The organism is Hydrogenophaga sp. BPS33 (assembly GCF_009859475.1).
Lineage (GTDB): Bacteria > Pseudomonadota > Gammaproteobacteria > Burkholderiales > Burkholderiaceae_C > Hydrogenophaga.
In genome coordinates, this window is sequence record NZ_CP044549.1 from 3,544,064 (window position 1) to 3,567,752 (window position 23,689).

Below are 23,689 nucleotides of genomic sequence, written 5' to 3' on the forward strand. Positions count from 1 at the left end.
GAGGCGATTATTCAACGACCGGACGACCATTGGGCGACAAGCTCTGCTGGCTTGAGCGGCCCGAGCCGACATGGTGCCTGGGCCTGCGCGGAGGGTTGAGCGGACTCAGGTGCGAGACAAACAACTCGGCCACCTTTCCCCAGTCGAATTCCAGTGCGCGTTCCCGCGCTTCGTGGCGTTTGACCTTGAGCGCGTCCATCCAGGCTTCGCGCAGGTCTTCGTGCAAGGCACCCGCGCGGCTCTCGCCGATCACCTGCAAGGGGCCGTCCACCGGGTACGCTGCGACCGGCACGCCGCAGGCCATGGCCTCGAGCATGACCAGGCCGAAGGTTTCGCTGCGGCTGGGAAACACGAAAACGTCTGCAGCGGCGTACACCTTCGCCAACTCGTGGCGCGGCATCACCCCCAGCCAGTGCACATTGGGGTACCGCTGCTGCAGCGTGGAGGCCAGAGGCCCCACCCCACACACCACCTTGCTGCCCGGCACGTCCAGGTCGAGAAAGGCTTCGATGTTTTTCTCGTACGAGACACGCCCCACGTAAAGGCTGACGGGATGTGCCAGCGGTCCCAGCAAGGGGTAGGTCGAGGGCGTGTCCGTCAATGCGAACAAGCGTGTATCCACACCATGGGTCCAACCGCGCAGTTGGCAGAATCCACGCGCCTGAAGCATCTCCATCACGCCTTCGGTGGGCACCATCACGCCGCGGCTGGGGCGGTGGAACCAGCGAAACAACGCATAGCCCCAGGAGAGCGGCACACCCAGCGCGGCGTGCAGGATTTCGGGGAACTTGGTGTGAAACGCGGTGGTGAAGGCCAGCTTGCGGCGCAGGCAGTAGCGGCGCGCCGCCCAACCCAACGGTCCTTCGGTGGCGATGTGGATGGCATCGGCCTGGGCCGCGTCCATCAGGGCGCGCAGGCGACGGCCGGGAAAGAGCGCCAGATCGATGCCCGCGTAGCCCGGACATGGCCGCGTGCGGAACTGGCCGGGCTGGATGACCACCACCTCGTGGCTGCGGGCCTGCAGCTCGCGCACGAGTTCGACCAGGGTCGTCACCACGCCATTGACCTGTGGCTGCCAGGCGTCCGTCACGATCAGAATCTTCATGCCTTGTCTCCCTGACATGTTTTTGGTGGCGGGTTCAGGACAGTTGGCGTTCTGCCTGCGGTGCGGGGGAGGACACCGGAGCGATGCGCTCACCCCAGTGCACGAGCTCGAGCCGACCATCCAGGTGTTCCACCAGCGCCGTCAGGCTCTCCACCCAATCGCCGTCGTTGCAGTACAGCGTGCCGTCGATGGTGCGCATCTCGGCGCGGTGGATGTGACCGCAGACCACGCCCTGGTACCCGCGCGAGCGCGCTTCCGCGGCCACGGCGCGCTCGAAGTCGGTCACATAGTTGAGCGCGCTCTTGACCTTGTGCTTGAGGTACTGCGACAGCGACCAGTAGGGCAGGCCCAGGCGCGCACGCAGCGAGTTGAGGTGCCGGTTCAGGCGCAGCGTGAGTTCGTAGGCGTTGTCGCCCAGGTAGGCGAGCCATTTGGCGCACTGGATCACGCCATCGAAATGGTCGCCGTGCACCACCCAGAGGCGGCGGCCGTCGGCCGTGGTGTGCACGGCTTCGTTCGCCACTTCGATGCCGCCGAAGTTGTGGCCATCGAACTGGCGCGCAAACTCGTCGTGGTTGCCCGGCACGAACACCACGCGGCAACCTTTGCGCGAGCGGCGCAACAGCTTCTGCACCACATCGTTGTGCGCCTGCGGCCAATACCATTTTCGGCGCAGTTGCCAGCCGTCGATGATGTCGCCCACCAGGTACAGCGTGTGGCTGGGGTGGTGCTTGAGGAAATTCAGCAAGGGCCGGGCCTGGCAGCCCGCGGTGCCCAGGTGCAGATCGGAAATGAAAACGGCCCGGTAGCGGGCGCGTTCGGTGGGCTCGTGGGCGTCGTCTTCAAGCGGGTCCAGTTCGATGGGCAAAGCCCCGAAACCTCCGGCAGCCCCACCCCGGCGCGCGAGGTTTTCCAGACCAGAGGTGCCGTGGAACCGGCTTTGCCGGGCCATAGGCACCGCCCCCGGAAGGGGGTCACGCGAAGCGTGGCGGGGGAGATCCATGGCTAAGCTCCCAGGAAATGCTTGCGGTACCGCGCGGGCAAGTCCGAGATGCGCATCAGCATGGGCAGGTCGGCGGCGTTGAAGTCCGGATCCCACGCCGGGGGGCCCAGTACCTTGGCACCCAGGCGCAGGTAGCCTTTGATGAGCGCGGGAGGCTCCACGTCGAGCGTGTCGTCCAGCCGCTCCACCGGCAGCGGCAGGCGCGGGCGCACATGGCAGTCGATCGGCGCGAGGTGCATTTCCTTCACCTGGCGCCAGATGCTGGCGGCCACATGCCCGCCACCCACGACGCCATTCGGCCCCTCGTGCCGCATCGGGATGCTGGCGCAACCGATCATCGTGTCCAGCCCGTTGCGCACCATGAACTCGGCCAGAGCGCCCCACAGCGCCATGATCACGCCCCCGTGGCGGTGGTCGCGGTGCACACAGCTGCGGCCCAGCTCCACCATGCGTTCGCGCACCTGGCGCAGGCGGGTCAGGTCGAACTCGGTATCGCTGTAGGTGCTGCCCACGCGCTTGGCCTGGGCCGGCGTGAGCACGCGGTAGGTGCCGATCACGTCGCGGCTGGCGGCGTCGCGCACCAGCAGGTGCTCGCAGAAATCGTCGAACAGGTCCACGTCATGGCCGGGTACCTGCTGCGGCAACCGGGCGCCCATTTCGTTGGAGAACACCTCATACCTCAACCGTTGCGCTTCACGAACCTCATCCAGATCCCGCGCCCACGAAACATCAATGCCCCCAGCGAGGGGGGTTGCAGCGGTCGTGGCGACCACGGGCGTGGGCGCGAAAAGCGGGCGGGGATGAAGCGACCCCCGAGGCAAGGCGATGGGCGAGATGTCCAGCGTCGGGGTAGGCAGTTCTTTCATGGCATGCTCCTGAAGCAATGCGCCGCTCTTGGGCGCCGAGACGGATGAAGCTGTGGTCATGAAAAAGCAGTGTGCGAACCGGCCATGTCCATCGCGTGGCAAGCACATGAAGTTTTGGTGACAAACCACTGGCCGGGACGGCCTGCCAGAATGCAGGGCTGTGAACGCCAGCCTCGACCTTCTGCGCACCCAGTTGCGCCACCACCCCGCCACGCCCCCCGGTACGCCCCTGTCGCTGACCGTGGAACTGCGCACACAGGGCGATGGCTTGCGGCTGCGCTACACGCTGAGCGGCCACACGGCGGCCCTTTGCATCCCCGCGCCCGCAGCCCCGACGCCCACCGATGGCCTTTGGCGGCACACCTGCTTCGAAGCCTTCGTCGCCGCAACGGGTGAGGCCGCCTACCGCGAATTCAATTTCTCGCCCTCGAGCCAATGGGCGGCCTACCGCTTCAGCGCCGAGCGTGAGCGCGACACGGCCGCCGAAGCGCGCGAACCCGTGCTGCCGATGCCGCCACCGGCGGCCCAGGCCACGCCACGCGCGCTCACCCTCACCGCCCGCCTGCCCTTGAACGCCTTGCCCCGCAGCGCCTCGGTGCTGGACATCGGCCTGTGCGCCGTCATCGAGGAGCGCGATGGCCGCCTGAGCTACTGGGCGCTGCACCACCCGGGCGCACGCCCCGATTTCCACCATCCCGATGGCCGCACCCTGCGACTGGCCTCGCCCTTGATCTGAACACCATGCAATTCGGCATCGAACGTTTCCTGAACGACCCCGCTCTGCGCGCCCCCCTCGAAGGCCGCCGCGTGGCCCTGCTGGCCCACCCGGCATCGGTCACACGCGACCTGACCCATTCGCTGGATGCGCTGGCCGCCCTGCCCGACGTGAAGCTCAGCGCCGCGTTCGGCCCGCAGCACGGCCTGCGCGGAGACAAGCAGGACAACATGGTCGAGTCGCCCGACTTCCAGGACCCGCGCCTGGGCATCCCGGTGTTCAGCCTATACGGCACGGTGCGCCGCCCGACCGATGCCATGATGGCCAGCTTCGACGTGCTGCTGGTCGACCTGCAAGACCTCGGCTGCCGCATCTATACCTTCATCACCACCCTTCGATACGTGCTGGAAGCCGCGGCGAAGCACGGCAAGGCCGTGTGGGTGCTCGACCGCCCCAATCCCGCGGGCCGCCCCGTGGAAGGTCTCACGCTGCGCGAAGGCTGGGAGAGCTTCGTCGGCGCGGGCCCCATGCCCATGCGCCATGGCATGACCATGGGCGAACTGGGCCAGTGGTTCATCGCCACGCTCGGCCTTCAACTGGAGTACCGCGTCATCACCATGAGCGCCTGGGAGCCCGACACCGCGCCCGGCTTCGGCTGGCCGCTAGGCCGTACCTGGGTGAACCCCAGCCCGAACGCGGCCAACCTGTCGATGGCACGCGCCTACGCGGGCACGGTCATGCTCGAAGGCACCACGCTCAGCGAGGGCCGAGGCACCACGCGGCCACTGGAGTTGTTTGGCGCGCCGGGCATCGACATCCGCCGTCTGATGGCCGACATGCGCCGCATCGCGGCGCAGTGGCTGCAGGGCTGCGTGCTGCGCGAGTGCTTCTTCGAGCCCACCTTCCACAAGCATGTGGGCCAACTCTGCGCGGGCGTGCAAATCCACGTGGAAGACCCTGCGCACTACGACCACGCCGCCTTCAAACCCTGGCGCCTGCAAGCGCTGGCATTTCGAGCGCTGCGGCTGCAATCCCCCGACTACCCGTTGTGGCGCGACTTCCCCTACGAATACGAGCACGACCGACTGGCCATCGACCTCATCAACGGCGGACCCTTGCTGCGGGAATGGGTGGATGACGTGTCGGCTGCGCCCGAGGTGCTCGAACAAGCCGCCAGCGCGGATGAAGCGGCCTGGCTGGAAGCGCGCAAGCCCTATCTGCTGTACTAGGGCCTGTTCACACTATTTTTCCAAGTGCGAAGGTGTTGAAAACAGCGCCTAGGCCGGCACCTGCGCCTGCACCGCCGCCACCAGCCGCTCGGCGCACGCCTGGGCTTGCTGCGCATCACGCGCTTCCACCATCACGCGCAACAACGGCTCCGTGCCGCTGGCCCGGATCAACACGCGCCCTGAGTCGCCCAACTCGGCTTCCACCGCGCGCGTCTCCTCGGCAAGGACGGTGTTGCTCTTCCAGTCCTGGCCGGGCTGCAGTCGCACGTTGATCAGCGTCTGCGGAAACAGCGTGACATCGATCAGCAACTCGGCGATGGTCTTGCCCGTGTCCACACACGCATGCAGCACCTGCAAGGCCGACACTAAGCCATCGCCCGTGCTGTGCCGGTCGAGCACGAGCAAGTGGCCCGAGCCCTCGCCCCCCAGCAACCAGCCCTGGCGCTCCAGCTCTTCGAGCACGTAGCGGTCGCCCACCTTGGCGCGCACGAACTTCACTCCGCGCGCCTTGAGCGCGACCTCCACCGCCATGTTCGTCATCAGCGTACCCACCACGCCCGGCACGCTCTCGCCACGGTCCAGGCGTTCGGAAGCGATCAGATACAACAATTCGTCGCCGTTGAACAGGCGGCCCTGTGCATCGACCATCTGCAAGCGGTCGGCGTCGCCGTCCAGCGCGATGCCGAAGTGCGCACCATGCGCCTTCACGGCGTCCAACAGGGCCTGCGGATGGGTCGCGCCCACGTCCTTGTTGATGTTCAATCCATCGGGCGAGCAACCCACCTTGATGACTTCGGCCCCCAACTCGTGGAACACCGCCGGCGCGATCTGGTACGCCGCACCGTTCGCGCCGTCCACCACGATCTTCAGGCCCTTGAGGGTCAGATGGTGCGAGCAGGTGCTCTTGCAGAATTCGATGTAGCGGCCGGCGGCATCGTCCAGCCTGCGCGATTTGCCCAGTTCGGCCGACGCCACCCACACCGGCGCCTCTTCCAGCGCGGCCTCGACTGCAAGCTCCCAATCGTCGGGCAACTTGGTGCCCAAAGCGCTGAAGAACTTGATGCCGTTGTCGGCGAACGGGTTGTGGCTGGCGGAGATCACCACCCCCAGACTGGCGCGCTGCGCGCGCGTGAGGTAGGCCACGGCGGGCGTCGGCACCGGGCCGAGCAGCACCACATCCACCCCGGCAGAGTTGAAGCCCGATTCGAGCGCGGACTCGAGCATGTACCCGGAGATGCGCGTGTCCTTGCCGATCAACACGGTCGGGTGCGCCTCGGTACGCCGCAGCACCCGCCCCACGGCATGCGCCAGGCGCAGCACGAAATCGGGCGTGATCGGCGCCTGCCCCACGGTGCCTCGGATGCCATCGGTGCCAAAGTATTTGCGGGCCATGGTGTGGTTGTCCTCTTTCTTGTCGTGTTTGTTGGGTCTGGGAATTATCGCGGGGCAGCCTCGTTCTGCATGGCCTGCCAGAGCTTGAGCGCGTCGACTGTGTCACGCACATCGTGTACACGCACCACGCGCGCGCCCCGGTCCACGGCGAGCAGGGCCGCCGCCACACTGGCGGCCGCGCGATCGGCTGGCCGCTCGTGGCCGGTGACCGCACCCAGCGTCGACTTGCGCGACCAGCCCGCCAACACCGGCAACCCCAGTGGCAACAGCTCGGACTGGCGCGCGAGCAAGCTCAGGTTCTGCGCTACCGTCTTGCCAAAGCCCACACCCGGGTCGAGCACGATGCGACCGCGCGCCACGCCTCGCGCGGCCAGCGCCTCGGCGCGTTCGCGCAGAAACGCGCTGACACCGGGCAGCACGTCTCCCTCCATGGGCGCCACCTGCATGGTCTGCGGATCGCGGTGCATGTGCATCAGGCAGATGCCGCACCGCGCATGGGCGGCGACCACGTCCAGGGCATCGCCTTGGCGCAGCGCCCAGATGTCGTTGATGATGTCCACTCCGGCGTCGAGCGCGGCGCGCATCACCTCGGGCTTGTAGGTGTCGATCGACACTGGCACACCCAGGCGGGCGGCTTCACGCAACACAGGCAGCACCCGCGCCAGTTCGTCCTCCAGAGACACGGCCGGGCTGCCTGGCCGTGTGGATTCGCCGCCAATGTCGAGGATGTCCGCCCCTTCCTTCAGCAAGACTTCGCAATGCGCCAGCGCCGCCGATGTGCTGGCGAATCGCCCGCCATCGGAAAAGGAATCGGGCGTCACGTTGACGATGCCCATCACGCGCGGGCTGGAGAGGTCGATGTCGAAACGGGAGGTCAACCAATGCATGGATGGCGAAGGCGATGGAAGTAGAAACGACAACGGGGCCGAAGCCCCGTGTGTGGATACGAAATGACCGGGTCGGCCGCGCTCAGGCTGCCGAGGGCGAAGGATCCGTCGACACCGCAGGCGTGCCGCCGTCACCGCCACCACCCACCGGCGGGTTGCGCGGCGTCCAGTCTTTCGGGGGGCGCGGCGGCTTGCCGGCCATGATGTCGTCGATCTGGTCGGCATCGATGGTTTCCCATTCGAGCAGCGCGGTTGCCATGGCGTGCATCTTGTCGCTGTGCTGCTCAATCAGGTCGCGCGCCAGCTTGTATTGGGCGTCGATGATGCGGCGCACCTCGGCGTCCACCTTCTGCATGGTGGATTCGCTCATGTTGGTGGTCTTGGTCACCGAGCGGCCCAGGAACACCTCGCCTTCGTTTTCCGCATAGACCATCGGCCCCAGCGCGTCGCTCATGCCATAACGCATGACCATGTCGCGGGCGATCTGCGTCGCACGCTCGAAGTCGTTGCTGGCGCCGGTGGTCATCTGGTTCATGAACACCTCTTCGGCGATGCGGCCACCGAACAGCATGCTGATCTGGTTCAGCATGTAGTCCTTGTCGTAGCTGTAGCGGTCCTGCGAAGGCAGACTCATGGTCACGCCCAGCGCCCGGCCACGCGGGATGATGGTGACCTTGTGCACCGGGTCGCACTTGGGCAGCAGCTTGCCAATCAGCGCGTGGCCCGACTCGTGGTACGCGGTGTTGCGGCGCTCTTCCTCGGGCATCACCATGCTCTTGCGCTCGGGGCCCATGAAGATCTTGTCCTTGGCCTTCTCGAAGTCCTGCATTTCCACCACGCGGGCGTTGCGGCGCGCGGCCATCAGGGCGGCTTCGTTGCAGAGGTTGGCCAGATCGGCACCACTCATGCCTGGCGTGCCGCGTGCGATCACACTGGCATTCACGTCGGTGCCGAGCGGCACCTTGCGCATGTGCACGTTCAGGATCTGCTCGCGGCCACGGATGTCGGGCAAGGTCACGTAGACTTGGCGGTCGAAACGGCCGGGGCGCAGCAAGGCAGCGTCCAGAATGTCCGGGCGGTTGGTGGCCGCGACCACGATCACACCCAGGTTCGTCTCGAACCCGTCCATCTCGACCAGCATCTGGTTCAACGTCTGCTCGCGCTCGTCGTTGCCGCCGCCCAGGCCGGCGCCACGCTGGCGTCCCACGGCGTCGATTTCATCGATGAAGATGATGCAGGGCGCGTTCTTCTTCGCGTTCTCGAACATGTCGCGCACACGGGCCGCGCCCACGCCGACGAACATTTCAACGAAGTCAGAACCCGAGATGCTGAAGAACGGCACCTTGGCTTCGCCCGCGATGCCCTTGGCCAGCAGCGTTTTACCGGTGCCAGGAGGGCCCACCAACAGCAGGCCACGCGGAATGCGCCCGCCGAGTTTCTGGAATTTGGCCGGGTCCTTCAGGAAATCCACGACCTCCTTCACTTCTTCCTTGGCCTCGTCACAACCCGCGACGTCGGCGAAGGTAATGGTGTTGTTGTTCTCATCGAGCATGCGGGCCTTGCTCTTGCCGAAGCTGAACGCGCCGCCCTTGCCACCGCCCTGCATCTGTCGCATGAAGTAGATCCAGACGCCGATCAACAGCAGCATCGGGCCCCAGCTGACCAGCAGCGTCATGAGCACCGAGCTTTCTTCGCGCGGGCGCACGTCGAACTTCACGTTGTTGTTGATCAGGTCGCCGACCAGACCGCGGTCCAGATAGGTGGCCGTGGTGCGCACGCGCCGATCGTCCTGGGTGACGGCCACGATTTCGGTGCCGCCCTGGCCTTCCTGGATCGTGGCGCTCTTGATGCGCTGGGCCTTGACCTCATCCAGGAATTCGGAGTACCCCATGTACCCCGAGCCTGCAGCAGAGCGCGTGTCGAACTGCTTGAAGACGGTGAAAAGCACCATGGCGATCACCATCCACACGGCGATTTTCGAGAACCATTGGTTGTTCAAGTGCAGCTCCTGGAAGCGATGGAAATATCGACTGACATACTCATATGCTGCCCATTCTAGGACTTTCAAGCGCCTGGTCTGCCGCACGTGACAGTGGCATGACCACGGGAAAGAGGCGGGTATTCAAGGTTTTTCACGCTTTTTCAGACCCATGCCAACCAGGAAGGTTTCCGACGATTTGTCCCGTGAGGCCTTGGGCTTGATCGTTTTGACAGTGAGAAAGGTCTTTCTGAACAGCGCCACGAGCGGATCGTAGGCGGCCCCGTGAAACAGTTTGACCACCAGCACGCCCTCAGGCTTGAGGTGATGAACGGCGAAATCCACCGCCAGCTCCACGAGGTCGGTGATGCGCGCGGCATCGGTCATGCCGATGCCAGACAGGTTGGGCGCCATGTCCGACACCACGACGTCGACCTGTTGCACATCGCGGTCGAGCAAACACTGCTCCAGCTCCGCCAGCACGGCAGCCTCGCGGAAATCGCCCTGGATGAAATGAACACCTTCGACCGGCTCCATGGGCAGCATGTCCAGGGCCACGATCGTGCCGTGCAGCTCGCCCACGGCGGCACCTTGCGGGCTGAGGCGCCGGCGCAGGTATTGGCTCCATGCACCCGGCGTGGAGCCCAGGTCCACCACGCACTGGCCGGGCCGCACGAGGCCCAGCAACTCGTCGATTTCCTTGAGCTTGTAGGCCGCACGCGCGCGGTAACCGTCCTTTTGCGCCAGACGCACGTAGGGATCGTTGACGTGCTGGTTGAGCCAGGCCTTGTTGACCTTCTTGCTCTGGGTCTTGACTTTCATGCCCATAAGGGTCGCCTGGGGTCTGTGTAAACGATAATTGTCCCATGCCCCAGATCACACTTACCCCCGCCCAGCGCAAAGTCCACCGAGCCGAGGCGCACCACCTCGATCCTGTCGTCCATATTGGTGGCGACGGCCTGAGCGCAGCGGTCAAGAAAGAAACCGACGCGGCCCTCAAAGCCCATGGTCTGATCAAGATCCGGGTGCTCAACGACGACCGAGCCGCGCGCGACACCATGTTGCAAACCCTTGCCAATGAACTGGACGCGGCACCGATCCAGCACATCGGCAAGCTGCTCGTCCTGTGGCGGCCCATGCCGGAAAAGGAAAAAGTGGTCAACGAAGACCGCAAACCCGGCCCGCGCGACGTGAAAGTGCTCAAGTTCAGCAAACGCGGCGGCCAGCGCCCCGAGGTCAAGATGGTGCGCGTGCTGGGCAACCAGCGCCTCACACCTGGCGGACAGGTCAAACGCGCCAAGGTGCTGAAGAAAAGCGTGAAGAAAAGCGCCCAATCCCAATAGGCGCGCCCGTGGGCGTGCAGCCCGCTCGCCTTGAACTTCCCCCACTGCACCACATCTGAGAACGCATGAACGACCGCTCCACACCATCCGTCCTCAACCCCTTGCTCGACTTCGGCGATCTGCCGTTGTTCAACGCCATCACCCCGGCTTCGGTCGCAACGGCGATGGACGAGCTGCTTGACGCCGCCAACCGCGCGCTGGAGGAAGTGACGGCGGTGGATTTTCCGAACGATTGGTCCCGCATCTCGCGCACCCTGGACGTGTCCACCGAGCGCCTCTCACGCGCCTGGGGCGCCGTGAGCCACCTCAACAGCGTGGCAGACACCCCTGAGCTGCGCGCCGCCTACAACGAAGCGCTGCCCAAGGTCACCGAGTTCTGGACCCGGCTGGGCGCCGACGAGCGCCTGTACGACAAGTACAAAGCCATGGACCCGCGTTCGCTCAACCCTGAACAGGCGCAGGCGCACCACAACGCCATTCGAGGCTTCGTGCTGGGCGGCGCGGCCCTGCAGGGCGAGGCCAAGGCGCGCTTCGCCTGGCTGCAGGAACGGCAGGCGGAACTGGGACAGAAGTTCAGCGAAAACGCGCTCGACGCCACCGACGCGTTTGCGCTCTATGCCACAGCGGACGACATGGCCGGTGCGCCTGACGATGTCTTGCAAGCCACCGCCGCAGCCGCCAAGGCCGAAGGCAAGACTGGCCACAAGCTCACGCTGAAGATGCCCTGCTACCTGCCGGTGATGCAATTCGCCCACAGCAGCCCCCTGCGCGAAAAGCTCTACCGCGCGTACGCCACGCGGGCCAGCGACCAGGCCGGTGGCGATGCGGTGAAGTTCGACAACACCGCCATCATGGCCGAGCTGCTGGCCTTGCGCCACGAAGAAGCCCAACTGCTCGGCTACCGCCACTATGCCGACGTGTCCCTGGTGCCCAAGATGGCCGAATCGCCCGAGCAGGTCGTGGCCTTCCTGCGCGATCTGGCGGCCAAGGCCCGGCCCTACGCCGAAAAAGACCTGGCAGACCTGCGAGCATTCGCGTCCACGGAACTGGGCCTCAACGATCCACAGGCCTGGGACTGGCCCTACATCGGCGAAAAGCTCAAGGAGGCGCGTTACGCCTTCAGCGAACAGGAAGTCAAACCCTACTTCACGGCGCCCAAGGTGCTCGCCGGTCTGTTCCAGATCGTTGAAACCTTGTTCGAAGTGGCCATCCGCGAAGACCGCGCCCCGGTCTGGAACCCCGGCGTCGCGTTCTACCGCATTGAGCGCTCGGGCGCGAAAGGCACGGAACTGGTGGGTCAGTTCTACCTCGACCCTGCGGCGCGCACCGGCAAACGAGGCGGCGCGTGGATGGACGACGTGCGCGCGCGCTGGCTGCGGCCCGACACCGGCACGCTGCAAACCCCCGTGGCGCACCTGGTGTGCAACTTCGCCGAAGGCGTGAATGGCAAACCCGCCCTGCTCACGCACGACGACGTGATCACCCTCTTCCACGAGTTCGGCCACGGCCTGCACCACATGCTCACGAAAGTGAACGAGCGCGATGTCTCCGGCATCAGCGGCGTGGAGTGGGACGCGGTCGAACTGCCCAGCCAGTTCATGGAGAACTTCTGCTGGGAATGGGACGTGCTCAAACACATGACGGCCCACGTGGATACCGGCGAACCCCTGCCGCGCCCACTGTTCGACAAGATGCTCGCCGCCAAGAACTACCAGAGCGGTCTGCAAACCCTGCGCCAGGTGGAGTTCTCGCTGTTCGACATGCTCCTGCACAGCCAGCCCACGCCGGTCTCCAGCGGCGAAGCCATCCTTGCGCTGCAGCAACAGGTGCGCGACGAAGTGGCCGTGATGCAGCCACCGCCGTACAGCCGCACGCCCCATACCTTTAGTCACATCTTTGCGGGCGGGTATTCGGCCGGCTACTACAGTTACAAGTGGGCGGAAGTGCTGTCGGCCGATGCGTATGCTGCGTTCGAAGAAGCGGCGCAGAAGAGCGGCCACAGCACGTTGGACGTGGCCACGGGGCGTCGCTATCGACAGGCGATCCTCGAGGCAGGCGGCGGCCGTCCGGCCATGGAGTCGTTCAAAGCCTTCCGTGGTCGAGAACCGAGCATTGATGCCCTGCTGCGCCACCAGGGCATGGCTTGATCTGTCCCGTGGCCCGCAGAGAGGAACTGTCATGAATGCCACACCTTGCGCCCTCCGGCTGTCGACGCTGGCCGTGGTCGCCAGCCTTTTCGCCTTGCCGGTGTTGGCGCAAGGTGTCTACCGCATCGTCGGCCCGGATGGACGGGTCACGTTTTCCGACCAACCTCCGCCCGGCGGCACGCCACAACGGACTTCGGGTAGCCCGGCACCTGGCGCGGCCTCGTCAGGCGCCACAAGCGCTCAACTCCCGTTCGAACTGCGCCAGACCAGCAGCCGCTTCCCGGTCACCCTGTATACCAGCAGCGAGTGCGCGCCCTGTAACAGCGGGCGCAACCTGCTCAACGCCAGAGGCATCCCCTATACCGAAAAAACGGTGGAAACGCCGCAAGACAGCATGGCGTTCAAGCGCGTCAGCGGTGACGGCACGCTGCCTTTCCTGAGCATTGGCGGTCAGCAGATCAAAGGCTATTCCGACAGCGAATGGACCCAGTTCCTCGACGCCGCGGGCTATCCCAAGCAGTCGGCACTTCCGGCCAACTACCGCAGGCCTGTAGCAACGCCACTGGTGACCGTGACGGGACCGGGGAGCACCAACGCACCCTCCTCTTCAGCGTCTGACAGCCCACCACCCAGAGCTGAAACTCCCGTGACCCCGTCGCAGCAGAATCCCGCGGGCATTCGCTTCTGACCGACGAGCGTCCTTCAAAAGGTCAGCGTCTTCACGCCATCGGCGGTGCCCAACAGGCACACATCGGCCTTCTGGTGCGCGAACACCCCGATGGTCACCACCCCAGGCCATTGATTGACCTGGCTCTCAAACGCCAAGGGATCGCCGATCTGCAAACCGGTGACGTCCAGAATGTGCTGGCCGTTGTCGGTCACCAGCGGTATGCCATCTTTCAAGCGCACTTGCGCGGTACCCCCCATCTGTGCGAACTGGCGTGCGACGCGGGCCGTTGCCATGGGAATCACCTCGACCGGTAGTGGAAAGCGGCCCAGCACCTTGACCAACTTGGACTCATCGGCAATGCAGACGAAGCGGCGCGATTGCGCCGCCACGATCTTTTCGCGCGTGAGCGCGGCGCCACCGCCCTTGACCATATACCCTTGCGCGTCGATCTCGTCCGCGCCGTCGATATAAACAGAGAGTTCGCCCACCGCATTGGCTTCGAACACGGGGATGCCCAGCGCCTTCAGGCGCGCGGTCGAGGCCTCCGAACTCGACACAGCGCCGGGAATCCGATCCTTCATGCTGGCCAGGGCGTCGATGAATTTGTTGACGGTCGAGCCCGTCCCCACGCCCACGATGTCACCAGGGGTCACGTATTGCAGGGCGGCCTGGCCCACCAGGGCTTTGAGTTCATCTTGGGTCATTTGAGACAATCGGTTGGAACAACACGCCGGATTATCCAATGTCGCTTCTCCCCTACTCCCTCGCCCGCCCATTCCTCTTCGGGCTGGATCCCGAAGCCGCCCACGAGCTCACCCTGGCGTCCATTGCCAAGATACAGCACTCGCCGCTGACCTGCCTCTACAGCGAACCCCGCGTACAGGACCCGTACACACTGGCTGGACTGCGCTTCCCCAACCGCGTCGGACTGGCGGCAGGCCTGGACAAGAACGCTCGCTGCATCGACGGCCTGGCGGCCATGGGTTTCGGCTTCGTGGAAGTGGGCACGGTCACCCCGAAGGCCCAGCCGGGCAACCCCAAGCCGCGCCTGTTCCGCCTTCCCAAGGCCCATGCGCTCATCAACCGGCTGGGATTCAACAACGAAGGTCTCGACGCCTTTGTCGACAACGTGAAGCAGGCGCGGTTTCGCAAGCTAGCAGGTGGGAGCCCGATGCTGCTGGGGCTGAACATCGGCAAGAACGCCGCCACCCCGATCGAACGCGCAACCGAGGACTACCTGACCTGCCTCGATGGCGTCTACCCCCACGCCGACTACGTCACGGTCAACATCTCCAGCCCCAACACGAAGAACCTGCGCAGCCTGCAAAGCGACGAGGCCCTGGACGCGCTGGTGAGTGCCGTCGCCGAGCGACGTGAGCAACTCGCGCAACGCTTTGGCCGACGCATCCCGGTGTTCGTGAAGATCGCGCCCGACCTGGACGATGCACAGATCGGCATCATCGCGACCACGCTCAAACGGTATGGCGCGGACAGCAACGGTGTTGCCAATGGCGCGCTGGGTGTGATCGCCACCAACACCACGCTCAACCGCGACGCCATTGAAGGCCTGCCACACGCCCAGGAAGCCGGCGGGGTGTCCGGAGCGCCGGTGCTGGAAGCCAGCAACCGTGTGATCAGCAAACTGCGCAGCGACTTGGGCGAGAGCTTCCCCATCATCGGCGTAGGAGGCGTGATGAGCGCGGACGACGCGGTCAGCAAGATCCGCTCGGGCGCAAACCTGGTCCAGATCTACACCGGCCTGATCTACCAAGGACCGTCACTGGTCCACGCATCGGCGCGCGCCATTCAGGCATCCGGCAAAAAAGCCTGATCAACCCAGCGCAGCCACCCTCTGCGCGATGGCCATGCAACTGGTGAGGCCCGGCGACTCGATGCCCAACAGGTTGACCAGACCCGGCACACCATGCGAGGCAGGCCCCTGGATCACGAAGTCGGCCGCAGGCTCATGCGGGCCATGGATCTTGGGTCGCATGCCCGCGTAGCCCGGCTGCAAGGCGCCGTCGGGCAAATCGGGCCAGTAACGTCGCACCTCCGCATAGAACGCCTCACCCCGCGCGGGATCCACCTCCAGTTCGTCAGGGCTCTCGACCCACTGCACATCCGGCCCGAACTTGGCTTGGCCACCCAGGTCGAGCGTGAGGTGAACGCCCAGTCCCGCCAAGTGCTTGTCGGGCTCCGGCGCAGGGTAGATGAGATGTTGAAACGGCGCACGCCCCGACAGAGTGAAGTAGTTTCCCTTGGCGTACCAGGCTTTCGGCACATGCCGCGCATCCAGGCCCTCTGCACGCCGCGCCAGATCGCAAGCGCCCAAGCCCGCCGCGTTGACCACCGTGCGGGCGCGCAAACGGGTGCCATCGAACATGCGCACATCCATGCCCACGTCTGTTGCGAACAACTGCTCAACGCCCGCATGGCACACCACCATGCCACCGGCGCTTTCCAGCTCGCCCTGCAGCGACAACATCAAACCGTGGCTGTCCACGATGCCTGTAGAGGGCGAATACACCGCCCCCAGGCAGGCCAGATGCGGCTCGAGCTCCAAAGCTTGGTCACGATCCAGGAGGCGCAAATCGTGCACGCCATTGGCGCGCGCCTTCTCCAGAATCGACGGCAACGCGGCGAGTTGCGATGGGGAGTTGGCCACGATGAGCTTGCCGCACCGCTTGTGGGCCACGCCGCGATCAGCGCAATACGCGTAAAGCGCCTGCTTGCCTTCCACGCAAAGCTGGGCCTTCAATGAACCTGTGGGGTAGTAGATGCCCGCATGAATCACCTCGCTGTTGCGCGAACTGGTCTCCGTGCCAATGTCGCCTTCGCGCTCCAACACCATGACCTCGCGCCCCGCCAGCGCCAGAGCACGGGCCACCGCAAGCCCGACGACGCCCGCACCCACCACAACCGCATCGACCCGTTCGATGTCACCCATGAACGCTCCTCAACGGTGGCGGTCCACCAACTCCTGCACATAGCGGCTGGGAACGGCGTAAGAAATGCCAGAGGGTTGACTCAATGCCGACTCGCGCGTGCCCTTGATCAGCACCATGTTCATCACACCGACCACATCGCCGGTATCCGGATCAAACAAGGGCCCTCCGCTGTTGCCCGGATATGCCGTGGCATCAAGTTGAAAAATGTCGAAGGTACCGCTGCGCAAACTGCGGATTGCCTGTTCCTTCAAACGCTCCGCAGAAGGGCTCGGCAAGGCTGCCGACGTGATGCTCGATACCGTCGCGCGATGCGTCACATGCGAAAAGCCCAACACCCCACCGATGGGAAAGCCCATGAACGCGAGGGAGTCGCCTTCCTTCACCCGCCTGGAGTCTCCAATCTTCAAAGACGGGCCGGGCTGTCCATCAATGCGCATAAGCGCCAGGTCTCGCGCCGCATCCACCTCCAGAACCGAGGCCGACCGCATTTGCCAATCACCCGCCCCACCTCGAACATGCACCACCAACGACGCCATCTCCGATAAACCCGCACCGCTGCTCGGCAGCACATGGGCGTTGGTCACCACCAAATCACCACCGGCCACTAGAAAGCCCGCGCCGCGCAGTTGAAATCGTGGGTTGTCCGTGGATTTGAATGTTCCGACGAGGACCACCGAGGGTTTCACACGCAACACCGTGTCGGGCAACCCTGCCCAGGCGGACAGACTCCACGTCAGCGCGATTACCCACAGGCCGAGAACACGAAACAACCAACGTGAGGTCATTTCGCCTCCGCGGGCGTGGAGTACGCCGACTTGACAAGCTTGCGCATCAAATGCCAGGTCAACTTTGCAGGAGGCATGCGCAACCAATGCCCGCGCAGGTACAACAGAAATCGCGCCGTCGATGTCCATCGATCCGCTGCCGACGCATGCGCGGGACGCAAGGCGCGCAAGAACAAGGCATCCAAGGCGCGCTGACGCCATGGTGCGATTTGCACACCTGGGCTGGTCAACAATGCCTGCGTCACGTGCGAAGGAGTCTCGGTCCCCAGCAACATGCCGGTGTATCGCAACGCTTGATGCAGGGGCCAATCCAGCTGCAGGGCACGTGCACGGCCAATCAGTTCGCGCCAGAAGTCCGGGGCCGCCGCAAACTCACGTAAAAGAGCATCCAGATCCACCAAGCCTCGAAGGCCCAACTCCAGATCGCCTTCGTGAAAGAGGTGCGCAGCACTGTGCAACACCATGTCGACGGGCGCCAACACGAGAATTCGAGCGTCATTGCCAGGCGCACGAGCGCTGCGCAGGAGCAGGTTGGCATCGGGCTTGAGCCGGGCTGTCAGCGGCATGATGGCGTGGTGCACGTCCAGCACCGTTCCCCGCTTCATGTGCTTGAGCGGCGGCAACTCGTGCATCGAGGTGCGGTAATAGCGCTGATCGTAGGCGTCGCGGTTCGTCGACACCCAGCCACCCACCATCAGCGCGGATTCCACCTCGGGCAAGCGCTCGCGCGGCACCAGGATGTCGACATCCGACACCATGCGCCCACGCGAGGCATCCAGCCCCGCCATGGCGTACGCCGCACCCTTGAGCAGCACCACCGGTACGCCGATGCTCTCCAAGACCTGCGCGATCTCCAGCACCTCGTAGCGCAGCTCGGTCTGCTGTCGTGCAGCCAAATTCATGGCCGATGCGAGATGACGGCGCGGCGCAAGCGGCAACGCGTCCCAATGGCCTTCGTCCTGCGCCAAACGACCAATGCGAGCCAGCAAATCCGCCTGACGCGCTTGGCGGACGAGCAAATCCCACTCGTTCGGATCCAAAGCCCCCAGACTGGCTGGCTGCTTCAAAGCCGCGACAAGCATTTCAATCTTGGGCAACGTCATGCGGGCATGTCGGCAAGCGCTGAAAACCATGCCAGGGCCTCATCGAGATTCCCATACTCGAGGTCATAGCAGCCACATTCGTCCACCAACCTCGCCAAGGCCTGGAAACCAGCACGCCCGTGCACATGGTGATTGAAGCTGTTGGATGCAAGTTCGACCAGCGCATGGGCCTTGGGCCGGTCTTGCACTGACAGCGCTGCCATTTTCTTAAACCGAGGAAAGATCACCCAGGCAGGCTTGGCCAACTCGCCTGCTCGGGTCAAACTCTGCGCAGAGATGCGCATATGAGCCACCGATCCCTTCATCGTGTCGTGAGCGACAGGACCGAAACTCGCACCAGGTGCGCGGCCTCGAATGACTTCGATGGACTCGTTTTTCAGGCTCACGGGACGTGGGGAGGGCGTGACCAGTCCCGAAACGGGATCGAGCAATGCCATCTCGTCCGACAAGAGACGCCAGCCATTCAGCATGAGCGCTGCGCACAACGTGCTTTTCCCTGAGCCGGGCGGCGCCGGCAAGACCAACACCCGCCCGCCACGTTCGAGGACAGCAGAGTGCAGCGTGATCCATGTGTGGCAATAGCTGGTCACGCACCAGTTCATGCCCCATTCCAGGAACGCGTACGCCTCGCCATAAGCCAGGGGCGTGAAGGGTTGAAACCCGTCCATCTCGAATATGCAGACCGACTTGAACAGCCGCCGTCTTGGCTTTACCGATACATGGAAGTCCGCAAAAACCTCTTCACCCTGCAAGAGTTCGTGTTCGGCATACAGCGCATGCAAGCCCTGCGCAACCACCGGGATGGGACTGCGAATGTGCATGACGAAAGGCGGTATGCGCAGCGTCACGCCGTCAGAGCGGAGGCGCTGCGCCAGTTCCGCAGAAGAAACTTCTGAAAGCGTCCGCGTGGACTTCACCCCTGAGTGCACGCGATCAAACCCATCGACTCGAATTGCAAAAGCAAAGATTGCAACATGCTCAGATCTTCCGCCTCTGGCTCATCGAGGCCCAAGGCATGTGCCAGGCTTTGAGCATTGGAAGCACGTTGAGCTTGAAGCAGAGCAAACGCCTCGCCGGCGATTGGGGTTAGCGCATGCAAGCTACCGTTGGCATCGTCATAGACGACCACGCCATCTGGCCAACTCTGAACGGCAAATTGATCGACTCTTGGGCAATGGTAGTTGCCCAGAGCCTGCTCAAAACTCACAGAAAAGCTCGACCGAAAACCGCTTCAAAGTACTGCATCGTTTGATCGAGAGACCAGGTTGCACCCGCGAAAGGAGACCACCGGCCCTGCCCTTCCCAAATGGCCTTGCACTGCGCCCTCGTCAACAGGACTTGAGTGGGGTCGTCGTTGCAGGCCCGAGCACTGAGGAACGCGGCAGCAACGTGGCGGGCCAACGCCGCATTGTTGCGATTGCCGCCCTGTTCAAGCACCTGCTGGATCGTCAAGTCACGATAGGCATTGCCGGGGTCTTGTTTGAAGCCTGTGGCGTCCGACAAAAACTTGGTGGTTTCCTTGAAATTCGTTGGCAAGCGCCCGCTATTGTTCTTCCAGTAACCGTGGGACTTGCACTCGTAGTCGGTCTTGAGGGCACGGCCTTGACTGACTTTCCAATTCGCAGCGGCCAACGACGAAAACGACGATGGACGGATACAGGTGTGATCCCCTGCAAGAACGCTATTGCTCTTCAGCGCAGCAACAACCGGCGCAGCAGACAACCCTGCGCGCACCAACCGGCGGCGAGAGAGACCAGAGGACGAGGAAGGCGTGGAGTGCGATGAGTCGGTCATCATGAGTACCTCTAAACAACGGAACTGGATCCGGCGCGATCAATGACGGTCAGTATAGATGCATCGCAACAAAAAGTAAGCAATCAAGAACCGAAAAACCGGGCAAATTACCGCCACAGTACGTCTTGACGTCGCTCATGTCCTTAAAAAAACAAAGAAAAAGCCCGGGATCTTTCGATCCCGGGCTTTTTGGGGCAAGAAATGGTCGGCGTGGCGGGATTCGAACTCGCGACCCCTTGCACCCCATGCAAGTGCGCTACCAGGCTGCGCTACACGCCGACAAGCCTCAAATTATAGCGTTCAAAACAGGGGTTTCAGGCTGCGCGTGCGAGAAGCTCTCGAATTTCAAGCAACTCACGGCGCACGTCTCGCAGCAAGGCGCCGGAAGCACCATGCGCCGACATTTCGCTGCTGTTCGACAAGGGGTCCTCTTGCATGCCCTCAGAAGCAGAAGCGCCAAGCTCCATCACATCAATGGCCTCGTCTTCGTCCCCGCGTCGCTTCTCCCGCTCTGCTTGCACAAGCTCTTGGAGCTTGTTGCGAGCGCCACTGATGGTGAAGCCCTGGTCGTACAGCAGTTCCCGAATCCGGCGAATCATCAGCACCTCATGATGCTGGTAATACCTCCGATTGCCTCGCCGTTTCATGGGTCGAAGCTGCGTGAACTCTTGCTCCCAATACCTCAGGACATGCGGTTTAACACCGCACAACTCCCCGACTTCACCAATCGTGAAGTAGCGTTTAGCAGGAATGGTTGGGAGATTTTTTTCCATGAAAATCAAGGCAGTATGAGCCGAACCTTGAAATCTACTCTAACTGACGTTGCCATGCGCGGCGGATCGCGCCTTTCCGGGAGAAATGTTGCAACTCACACTCAAAAAAAACGCACCCTCGTGGATGCGTCTATGGGGTTGATCCCGCGTCAGCGGCGGGAGATCAACTGCCAATCACAGCCGTCTGGACCTGCTCCTTTAGCTTGGGACTGGCATGAAATGTGACAACTCGACGCGCCTCGATGGCCACCGGCTCTCCGGTCCGCGGATTCCGGCCGGGGCGAGGAGCCTTGGTACGGATCTGAAAATTGCCGAACCCAGAGATCTTCACGTCGGTGCCCTCGACCAGGCTATCCGTGATCAGGTCAAAAAAAGCGTCGATCATGTCTTTGGACTCGCGCTTGTTCAAACCGATCTGGTCGAACAACAATTCGGCGAGTTGCGCCTTTGTCAAGGCGGGCGTTTCCAAACTTTCGACAGCAAGTTCCATTCAAGATCTCCTCCTTGTTCGTTCAGGCGCGAAGCCGCCCATCAACACCTTGCACCATCGCATCGACAGCGGCTTGCACCGTTGATTCGATATCGTCCTCGGTCAGTGTAGCGTCGTCGCGCATCAGCACCAGGCGCACCGCCAAGCTCTTCTCGTCTTGAGCCAGACCACCTGCTTGAACCACGTCATGGGCCGCGACCTTCTTTGGCCGGTACACATCGAACAACACCACATCGCGCAACCATGAACGGTTGGCCGCGCGAATCGCTTTGATCACGTTGTCGTGCGTCACCGACTCTTTGACCACAATGGCCAGATCGCGCTCGACCACCTGGTAACGGCTGACTGGCTGGTACAGGGGCACTGGCCGCGCCAAGACCGCATCAAGCGCCAGCTCGAACAGGACCGGTGCTTGCGCCAAGTCGTACACTTGGCGCCATTTAGGGTGCAGTTCACCCACGTGTCCGATGCAACGATCGTCCTGCCAGATGCTTGCACTGCGCCCAGGATGCATGGCGGGATGCTGCGCAGCGATGAATCGCAGTGAATGCGATGACAACAGGGCCTGCACATCGCCCTTGACATCAAAGAAATCCACGGATCGCTCGTTCGCACCCCATTGCAGGATGTCAACGCCGCCATACGCGATTCCAGCCACGCGCATGGGCTGCTGAAAGCCTGCCACGGTGGTGTCGCTGTCGCGGACGGACGGGTCCTTGGAAAACACCCGCCCGACTTCGAAGAGCCGTACGCGATCAGCGCGGCGGTCCAGGTTGAATTTGAGCGTGGAAATCAATCCTCCCAGGAGCGACGAGCGCATCACACTCATCTGGCTGGCGATGGGGTTGAGCAACCGAATCGGATCGTTGTTGCCGGCAAGCTCCCGCTCCCACCGCTCTTCCACGAAACTGAAGTTGATGGTCTCCTGGTAACCGAGCCGAGCCAGGTCACGGCGAACGTCGAAGGGGCCTCGGCGCGATTCCGCACGGATCTTTGCCGTGATGGGTGCTTGTGGCGGTGTATCGGGCAGATGTTCGTAACCGACAACGCGGGCAACTTCTTCAATCAAGTCCTCTTCAATCTGCAGGTCAAACCGGTAAGCTGGCGCCACGACGGTGATTTCACCCTCACCCTCCTCGACCCGCAAGCCCAGACGGCGCAAGGCATCCGCACATTGCACCTGAGTGATCGGCATGCCTATCACCTTGGCCGCGCGAGCCACCCTCAGCCTCACCGTCGCAGGCTGGGGGGTGTTAACGATCTGGTCATCGAGCACACTGGCCTGGCCACCACAGATCTCGAGCACCAACTGCGTGATGCGCTCGACATGCTGACGTGTGGTGGAAGGATCTACGCCGCGCTCGAAACGATGGCCTGCATCGGTGGAGAAATTAAAACGGCGCGAGCGGCCGGCGATGGACTTGGGCCACCAGAAGGCCGCCTCGATATAAATGTTCTGCGTGTCATCGGACACTGCCGTCGAATCGCCGCCCATGATGCCGGCCAGCGACTCCACCGATTGGTCGTCTGCGATGACACCGACTTGCGCGTCTACCTGGATCGTATTGCCGTTGAGCAGCTTCAGCGATTCGCCTTCGCGCCCCCAGCGCACCTGCAAGCCGCCGTGGATCTTGTCCAGATCGAAGATGTGCGACGGTCGGCCGAGTTCAAACATCACGTAGTTCGAGATGTCCACCAATGGCGAGACACTGCGCTGGCCGCATCGCTCCAACCGGTCGACCATCCAGGCAGGCGTCGTTGCACGCGTATTGACGCCACGCACGATGCGACCGGTGAAACGACCGCAAAGATCGGGGGCCAACACCTGGACCGCCAACCGGTCTTGCAACGTCGGCGTCACGGCAGAGAACGTCGGCTCGATCAATGGCGAACCCGTCAACGCGGACAGCTCGCGTGCGATGCCATACACGCTCAGGCAGTGCGCAAGATTGGGCGTGAGCTTGAGAGTGAACAACATGTCATCCAACGCAAGCTGCTCGCGGATATCGCGCCCCACCAAGGCATCTCCAGGCAACTCCAGCAAACCTCCATGGTCATCGGACAGCTTGAGTTCGCGCGCCGAGCACAGCATGCCCTGGCTCTCGACACCACGCAGCTTGCCCAGCTTGATCTGGAAAGACTTGCCATCTTCTCCCGGGGGCAGCGCCGCGCCCACCAGCGCGCAGGGCACCTTGAGACCCACGCGTGCGTTGGGCGCACCACAGACAATCTGGAGCAAATCGCCCGGCCCCGCGTTCACTTGGCAAACGCGGAGGCGATCGGCATTCGGATGCTGCTCGGCAGAAACGATTTCGGCGACCACCACCTTCGAAAACGGAGGTGCAACGGGTTGCATCTCCTCGACCTCAAGACCCGCCATGGTCAAGGTGTCGGCGAGTTGTTGGCTGCTCAGCGGCGGGTTGCAGAAGGCGCGCAGCCAGGATTCGGGAAATTGCATGTC

The 23,689-nt window shown here is 63.5% G+C and carries 23 protein-coding genes and 1 tRNA gene; 6 read left to right on the forward strand and 18 right to left on the reverse strand.

The window, feature by feature from the left end:
- Window positions 1-7: 7 nt before the first annotated feature.
- The 3 genes from F9K07_RS16435 to F9K07_RS16445 are packed head-to-tail and all read right to left on the reverse strand — an operon-like array spanning window position 8 to window position 2,974.
- A complete protein-coding gene (locus F9K07_RS16435; RefSeq protein WP_159594457.1) occupies window positions 8-1,105 on the reverse strand; it encodes a glycosyltransferase family 4 protein in 1,098 nt (365 codons plus the stop codon).
- A 34-nt stretch (window positions 1,106-1,139) separates the two neighbouring features.
- Entirely contained in the window at window positions 1,140-2,057 is a 918-nt protein-coding gene (locus tag F9K07_RS16440; protein ID WP_159596966.1) for a UDP-2,3-diacylglucosamine diphosphatase, read from the reverse strand.
- 53 nt (window positions 2,058-2,110) lie between these two features.
- The gene (locus F9K07_RS16445; protein WP_159594458.1) at window positions 2,111-2,974 is read right to left on the reverse strand and encodes a GNAT family N-acetyltransferase; all 864 of its coding nucleotides are present in this window, start codon (window positions 2,972-2,974) and stop codon (window positions 2,111-2,113) included.
- Window positions 2,975-3,134: 160 nt separating this feature from the next.
- Between F9K07_RS16445 and F9K07_RS16450 the strand changes: the two genes are divergently transcribed.
- Both F9K07_RS16450 and F9K07_RS16455 read left to right on the forward strand, forming a co-directional pair.
- Window positions 3,135-3,710, forward strand: coding sequence for a DOMON-like domain-containing protein (locus F9K07_RS16450; RefSeq protein ID WP_159594459.1), 576 nt, complete (start codon window positions 3,135-3,137; stop codon window positions 3,708-3,710).
- A 5-nt stretch (window positions 3,711-3,715) separates the two neighbouring features.
- On the forward strand, window positions 3,716-4,918 hold the full coding sequence (locus F9K07_RS16455) for an exo-beta-N-acetylmuramidase NamZ family protein (RefSeq protein WP_159594460.1): 1,203 nt from the start codon (window positions 3,716-3,718) through the stop codon (window positions 4,916-4,918).
- 48 nt (window positions 4,919-4,966) lie between these two features.
- Here F9K07_RS16455 and glmM read toward each other — a convergent pair whose 3' ends face one another.
- The 4 genes from glmM to F9K07_RS16475 form a co-directional block, all read right to left on the reverse strand.
- Window positions 4,967-6,310, reverse strand: a complete 1,344-nt coding sequence (glmM, locus tag F9K07_RS16460; protein ID WP_159594461.1) for a phosphoglucosamine mutase — start codon at window positions 6,308-6,310, stop codon at window positions 4,967-4,969.
- Window positions 6,311-6,354: 44 nt separating this feature from the next.
- Window positions 6,355-7,197, reverse strand: a complete 843-nt coding sequence (folP, locus tag F9K07_RS16465) for a dihydropteroate synthase (protein ID WP_159594462.1) — start codon at window positions 7,195-7,197, stop codon at window positions 6,355-6,357.
- Window positions 7,198-7,279: 82 nt separating this feature from the next.
- Window positions 7,280-9,196: an ATP-dependent zinc metalloprotease FtsH gene (ftsH, locus tag F9K07_RS16470; RefSeq protein WP_159594463.1), complete on the reverse strand. Its 1,917-nt coding sequence runs from the start codon at window positions 9,194-9,196 to the stop codon at window positions 7,280-7,282.
- A gap of 123 nt (window positions 9,197-9,319) precedes the next feature.
- Window positions 9,320-9,997, reverse strand: a complete 678-nt coding sequence (locus F9K07_RS16475; RefSeq protein ID WP_159594464.1) for an RlmE family RNA methyltransferase — start codon at window positions 9,995-9,997, stop codon at window positions 9,320-9,322.
- Window positions 9,998-10,041: 44 nt separating this feature from the next.
- Between F9K07_RS16475 and F9K07_RS16480 the strand changes: the two genes are divergently transcribed.
- The 3 genes from F9K07_RS16480 (at window position 10,042) to F9K07_RS16490 (ending at window position 13,353) form a co-directional block, all read left to right on the forward strand.
- The gene (locus F9K07_RS16480; protein WP_159594465.1) at window positions 10,042-10,518 is read left to right on the forward strand and encodes a YhbY family RNA-binding protein; all 477 of its coding nucleotides are present in this window, start codon (window positions 10,042-10,044) and stop codon (window positions 10,516-10,518) included.
- Window positions 10,519-10,583: 65 nt separating this feature from the next.
- Window positions 10,584-12,665: a M3 family metallopeptidase gene (locus tag F9K07_RS16485; RefSeq protein WP_159594466.1), complete on the forward strand. Its 2,082-nt coding sequence runs from the start codon at window positions 10,584-10,586 to the stop codon at window positions 12,663-12,665.
- A 31-nt stretch (window positions 12,666-12,696) separates the two neighbouring features.
- Window positions 12,697-13,353 (forward strand): glutaredoxin family protein, encoded by a 657-nt coding sequence (locus F9K07_RS16490; protein ID WP_159594467.1) that lies wholly within the window; start codon window positions 12,697-12,699, stop codon window positions 13,351-13,353.
- A 14-nt stretch (window positions 13,354-13,367) separates the two neighbouring features.
- On the opposite strand, the gene rpiA is transcribed toward F9K07_RS16490, so the two are convergent.
- Window positions 13,368-14,039 carry a ribose-5-phosphate isomerase RpiA gene (rpiA, locus tag F9K07_RS16495; RefSeq protein WP_159594468.1) on the reverse strand — a complete coding sequence of 224 codons (672 nt, stop codon included), beginning with the start codon at window positions 14,037-14,039 and terminating at the stop codon, window positions 13,368-13,370.
- A 38-nt stretch (window positions 14,040-14,077) separates the two neighbouring features.
- Between rpiA and F9K07_RS16500 the strand changes: the two genes are divergently transcribed.
- Complete coding sequence (locus tag F9K07_RS16500; protein ID WP_159594469.1) at window positions 14,078-15,166, forward strand: quinone-dependent dihydroorotate dehydrogenase; 1,089 nt, start codon at window positions 14,078-14,080, stop codon at window positions 15,164-15,166.
- Here the strand turns inward: F9K07_RS16500 and F9K07_RS16505 are convergent, their stop codons facing one another.
- From F9K07_RS16505 to pheT, 10 genes are all read right to left on the reverse strand, one after another.
- Complete coding sequence (locus F9K07_RS16505) at window positions 15,167-16,282, reverse strand: NAD(P)/FAD-dependent oxidoreductase (RefSeq protein ID WP_159594470.1); 1,116 nt, start codon at window positions 16,280-16,282, stop codon at window positions 15,167-15,169. It lies immediately after the preceding gene.
- A gap of 9 nt (window positions 16,283-16,291) precedes the next feature.
- Complete coding sequence (locus tag F9K07_RS16510) at window positions 16,292-17,068, reverse strand: S1C family serine protease (protein ID WP_159594471.1); 777 nt, start codon at window positions 17,066-17,068, stop codon at window positions 16,292-16,294.
- The gene (locus F9K07_RS16515; RefSeq protein WP_159594472.1) at window positions 17,065-18,171 is read right to left on the reverse strand and encodes a nucleotidyltransferase domain-containing protein; all 1,107 of its coding nucleotides are present in this window, start codon (window positions 18,169-18,171) and stop codon (window positions 17,065-17,067) included. Before F9K07_RS16515 ends, F9K07_RS16510 begins: the two co-directional genes overlap by 4 nt.
- Window positions 18,168-19,088 carry an HprK-related kinase A gene (locus F9K07_RS16520; RefSeq protein WP_159594473.1) on the reverse strand — a complete coding sequence of 307 codons (921 nt, stop codon included), beginning with the start codon at window positions 19,086-19,088 and terminating at the stop codon, window positions 18,168-18,170. The genes F9K07_RS16515 and F9K07_RS16520 overlap by 4 nt, the downstream gene beginning before the upstream one ends.
- A complete protein-coding gene (locus F9K07_RS16525; protein ID WP_159594474.1) occupies window positions 19,085-19,378 on the reverse strand; it encodes an HPr-rel-A system PqqD family peptide chaperone in 294 nt (97 codons plus the stop codon). Before F9K07_RS16525 ends, F9K07_RS16520 begins: the two co-directional genes overlap by 4 nt.
- Window positions 19,375-19,968, reverse strand: a complete 594-nt coding sequence (locus tag F9K07_RS16530; RefSeq protein ID WP_159594475.1) for a hypothetical protein — start codon at window positions 19,966-19,968, stop codon at window positions 19,375-19,377. The genes F9K07_RS16525 and F9K07_RS16530 overlap by 4 nt, the downstream gene beginning before the upstream one ends.
- 199 nt (window positions 19,969-20,167) lie before the next feature.
- Window positions 20,168-20,244, reverse strand: a tRNA-Pro gene (locus tag F9K07_RS16535).
- A 35-nt stretch (window positions 20,245-20,279) separates the two neighbouring features.
- Window positions 20,280-20,738, reverse strand: coding sequence for a MerR family transcriptional regulator (locus tag F9K07_RS16540; protein WP_159594476.1), 459 nt, complete (start codon window positions 20,736-20,738; stop codon window positions 20,280-20,282).
- Between the two features lie 163 nt (window positions 20,739-20,901).
- Complete coding sequence (locus tag F9K07_RS16545) at window positions 20,902-21,228, reverse strand: integration host factor subunit alpha (protein WP_159594477.1); 327 nt, start codon at window positions 21,226-21,228, stop codon at window positions 20,902-20,904.
- A gap of 22 nt (window positions 21,229-21,250) precedes the next feature.
- Window positions 21,251-23,686 (reverse strand): phenylalanine--tRNA ligase subunit beta, encoded by a 2,436-nt coding sequence (gene pheT, locus F9K07_RS16550; protein WP_159594478.1) that lies wholly within the window; start codon window positions 23,684-23,686, stop codon window positions 21,251-21,253.
- Window positions 23,687-23,689 lie beyond the last annotated feature (3 nt).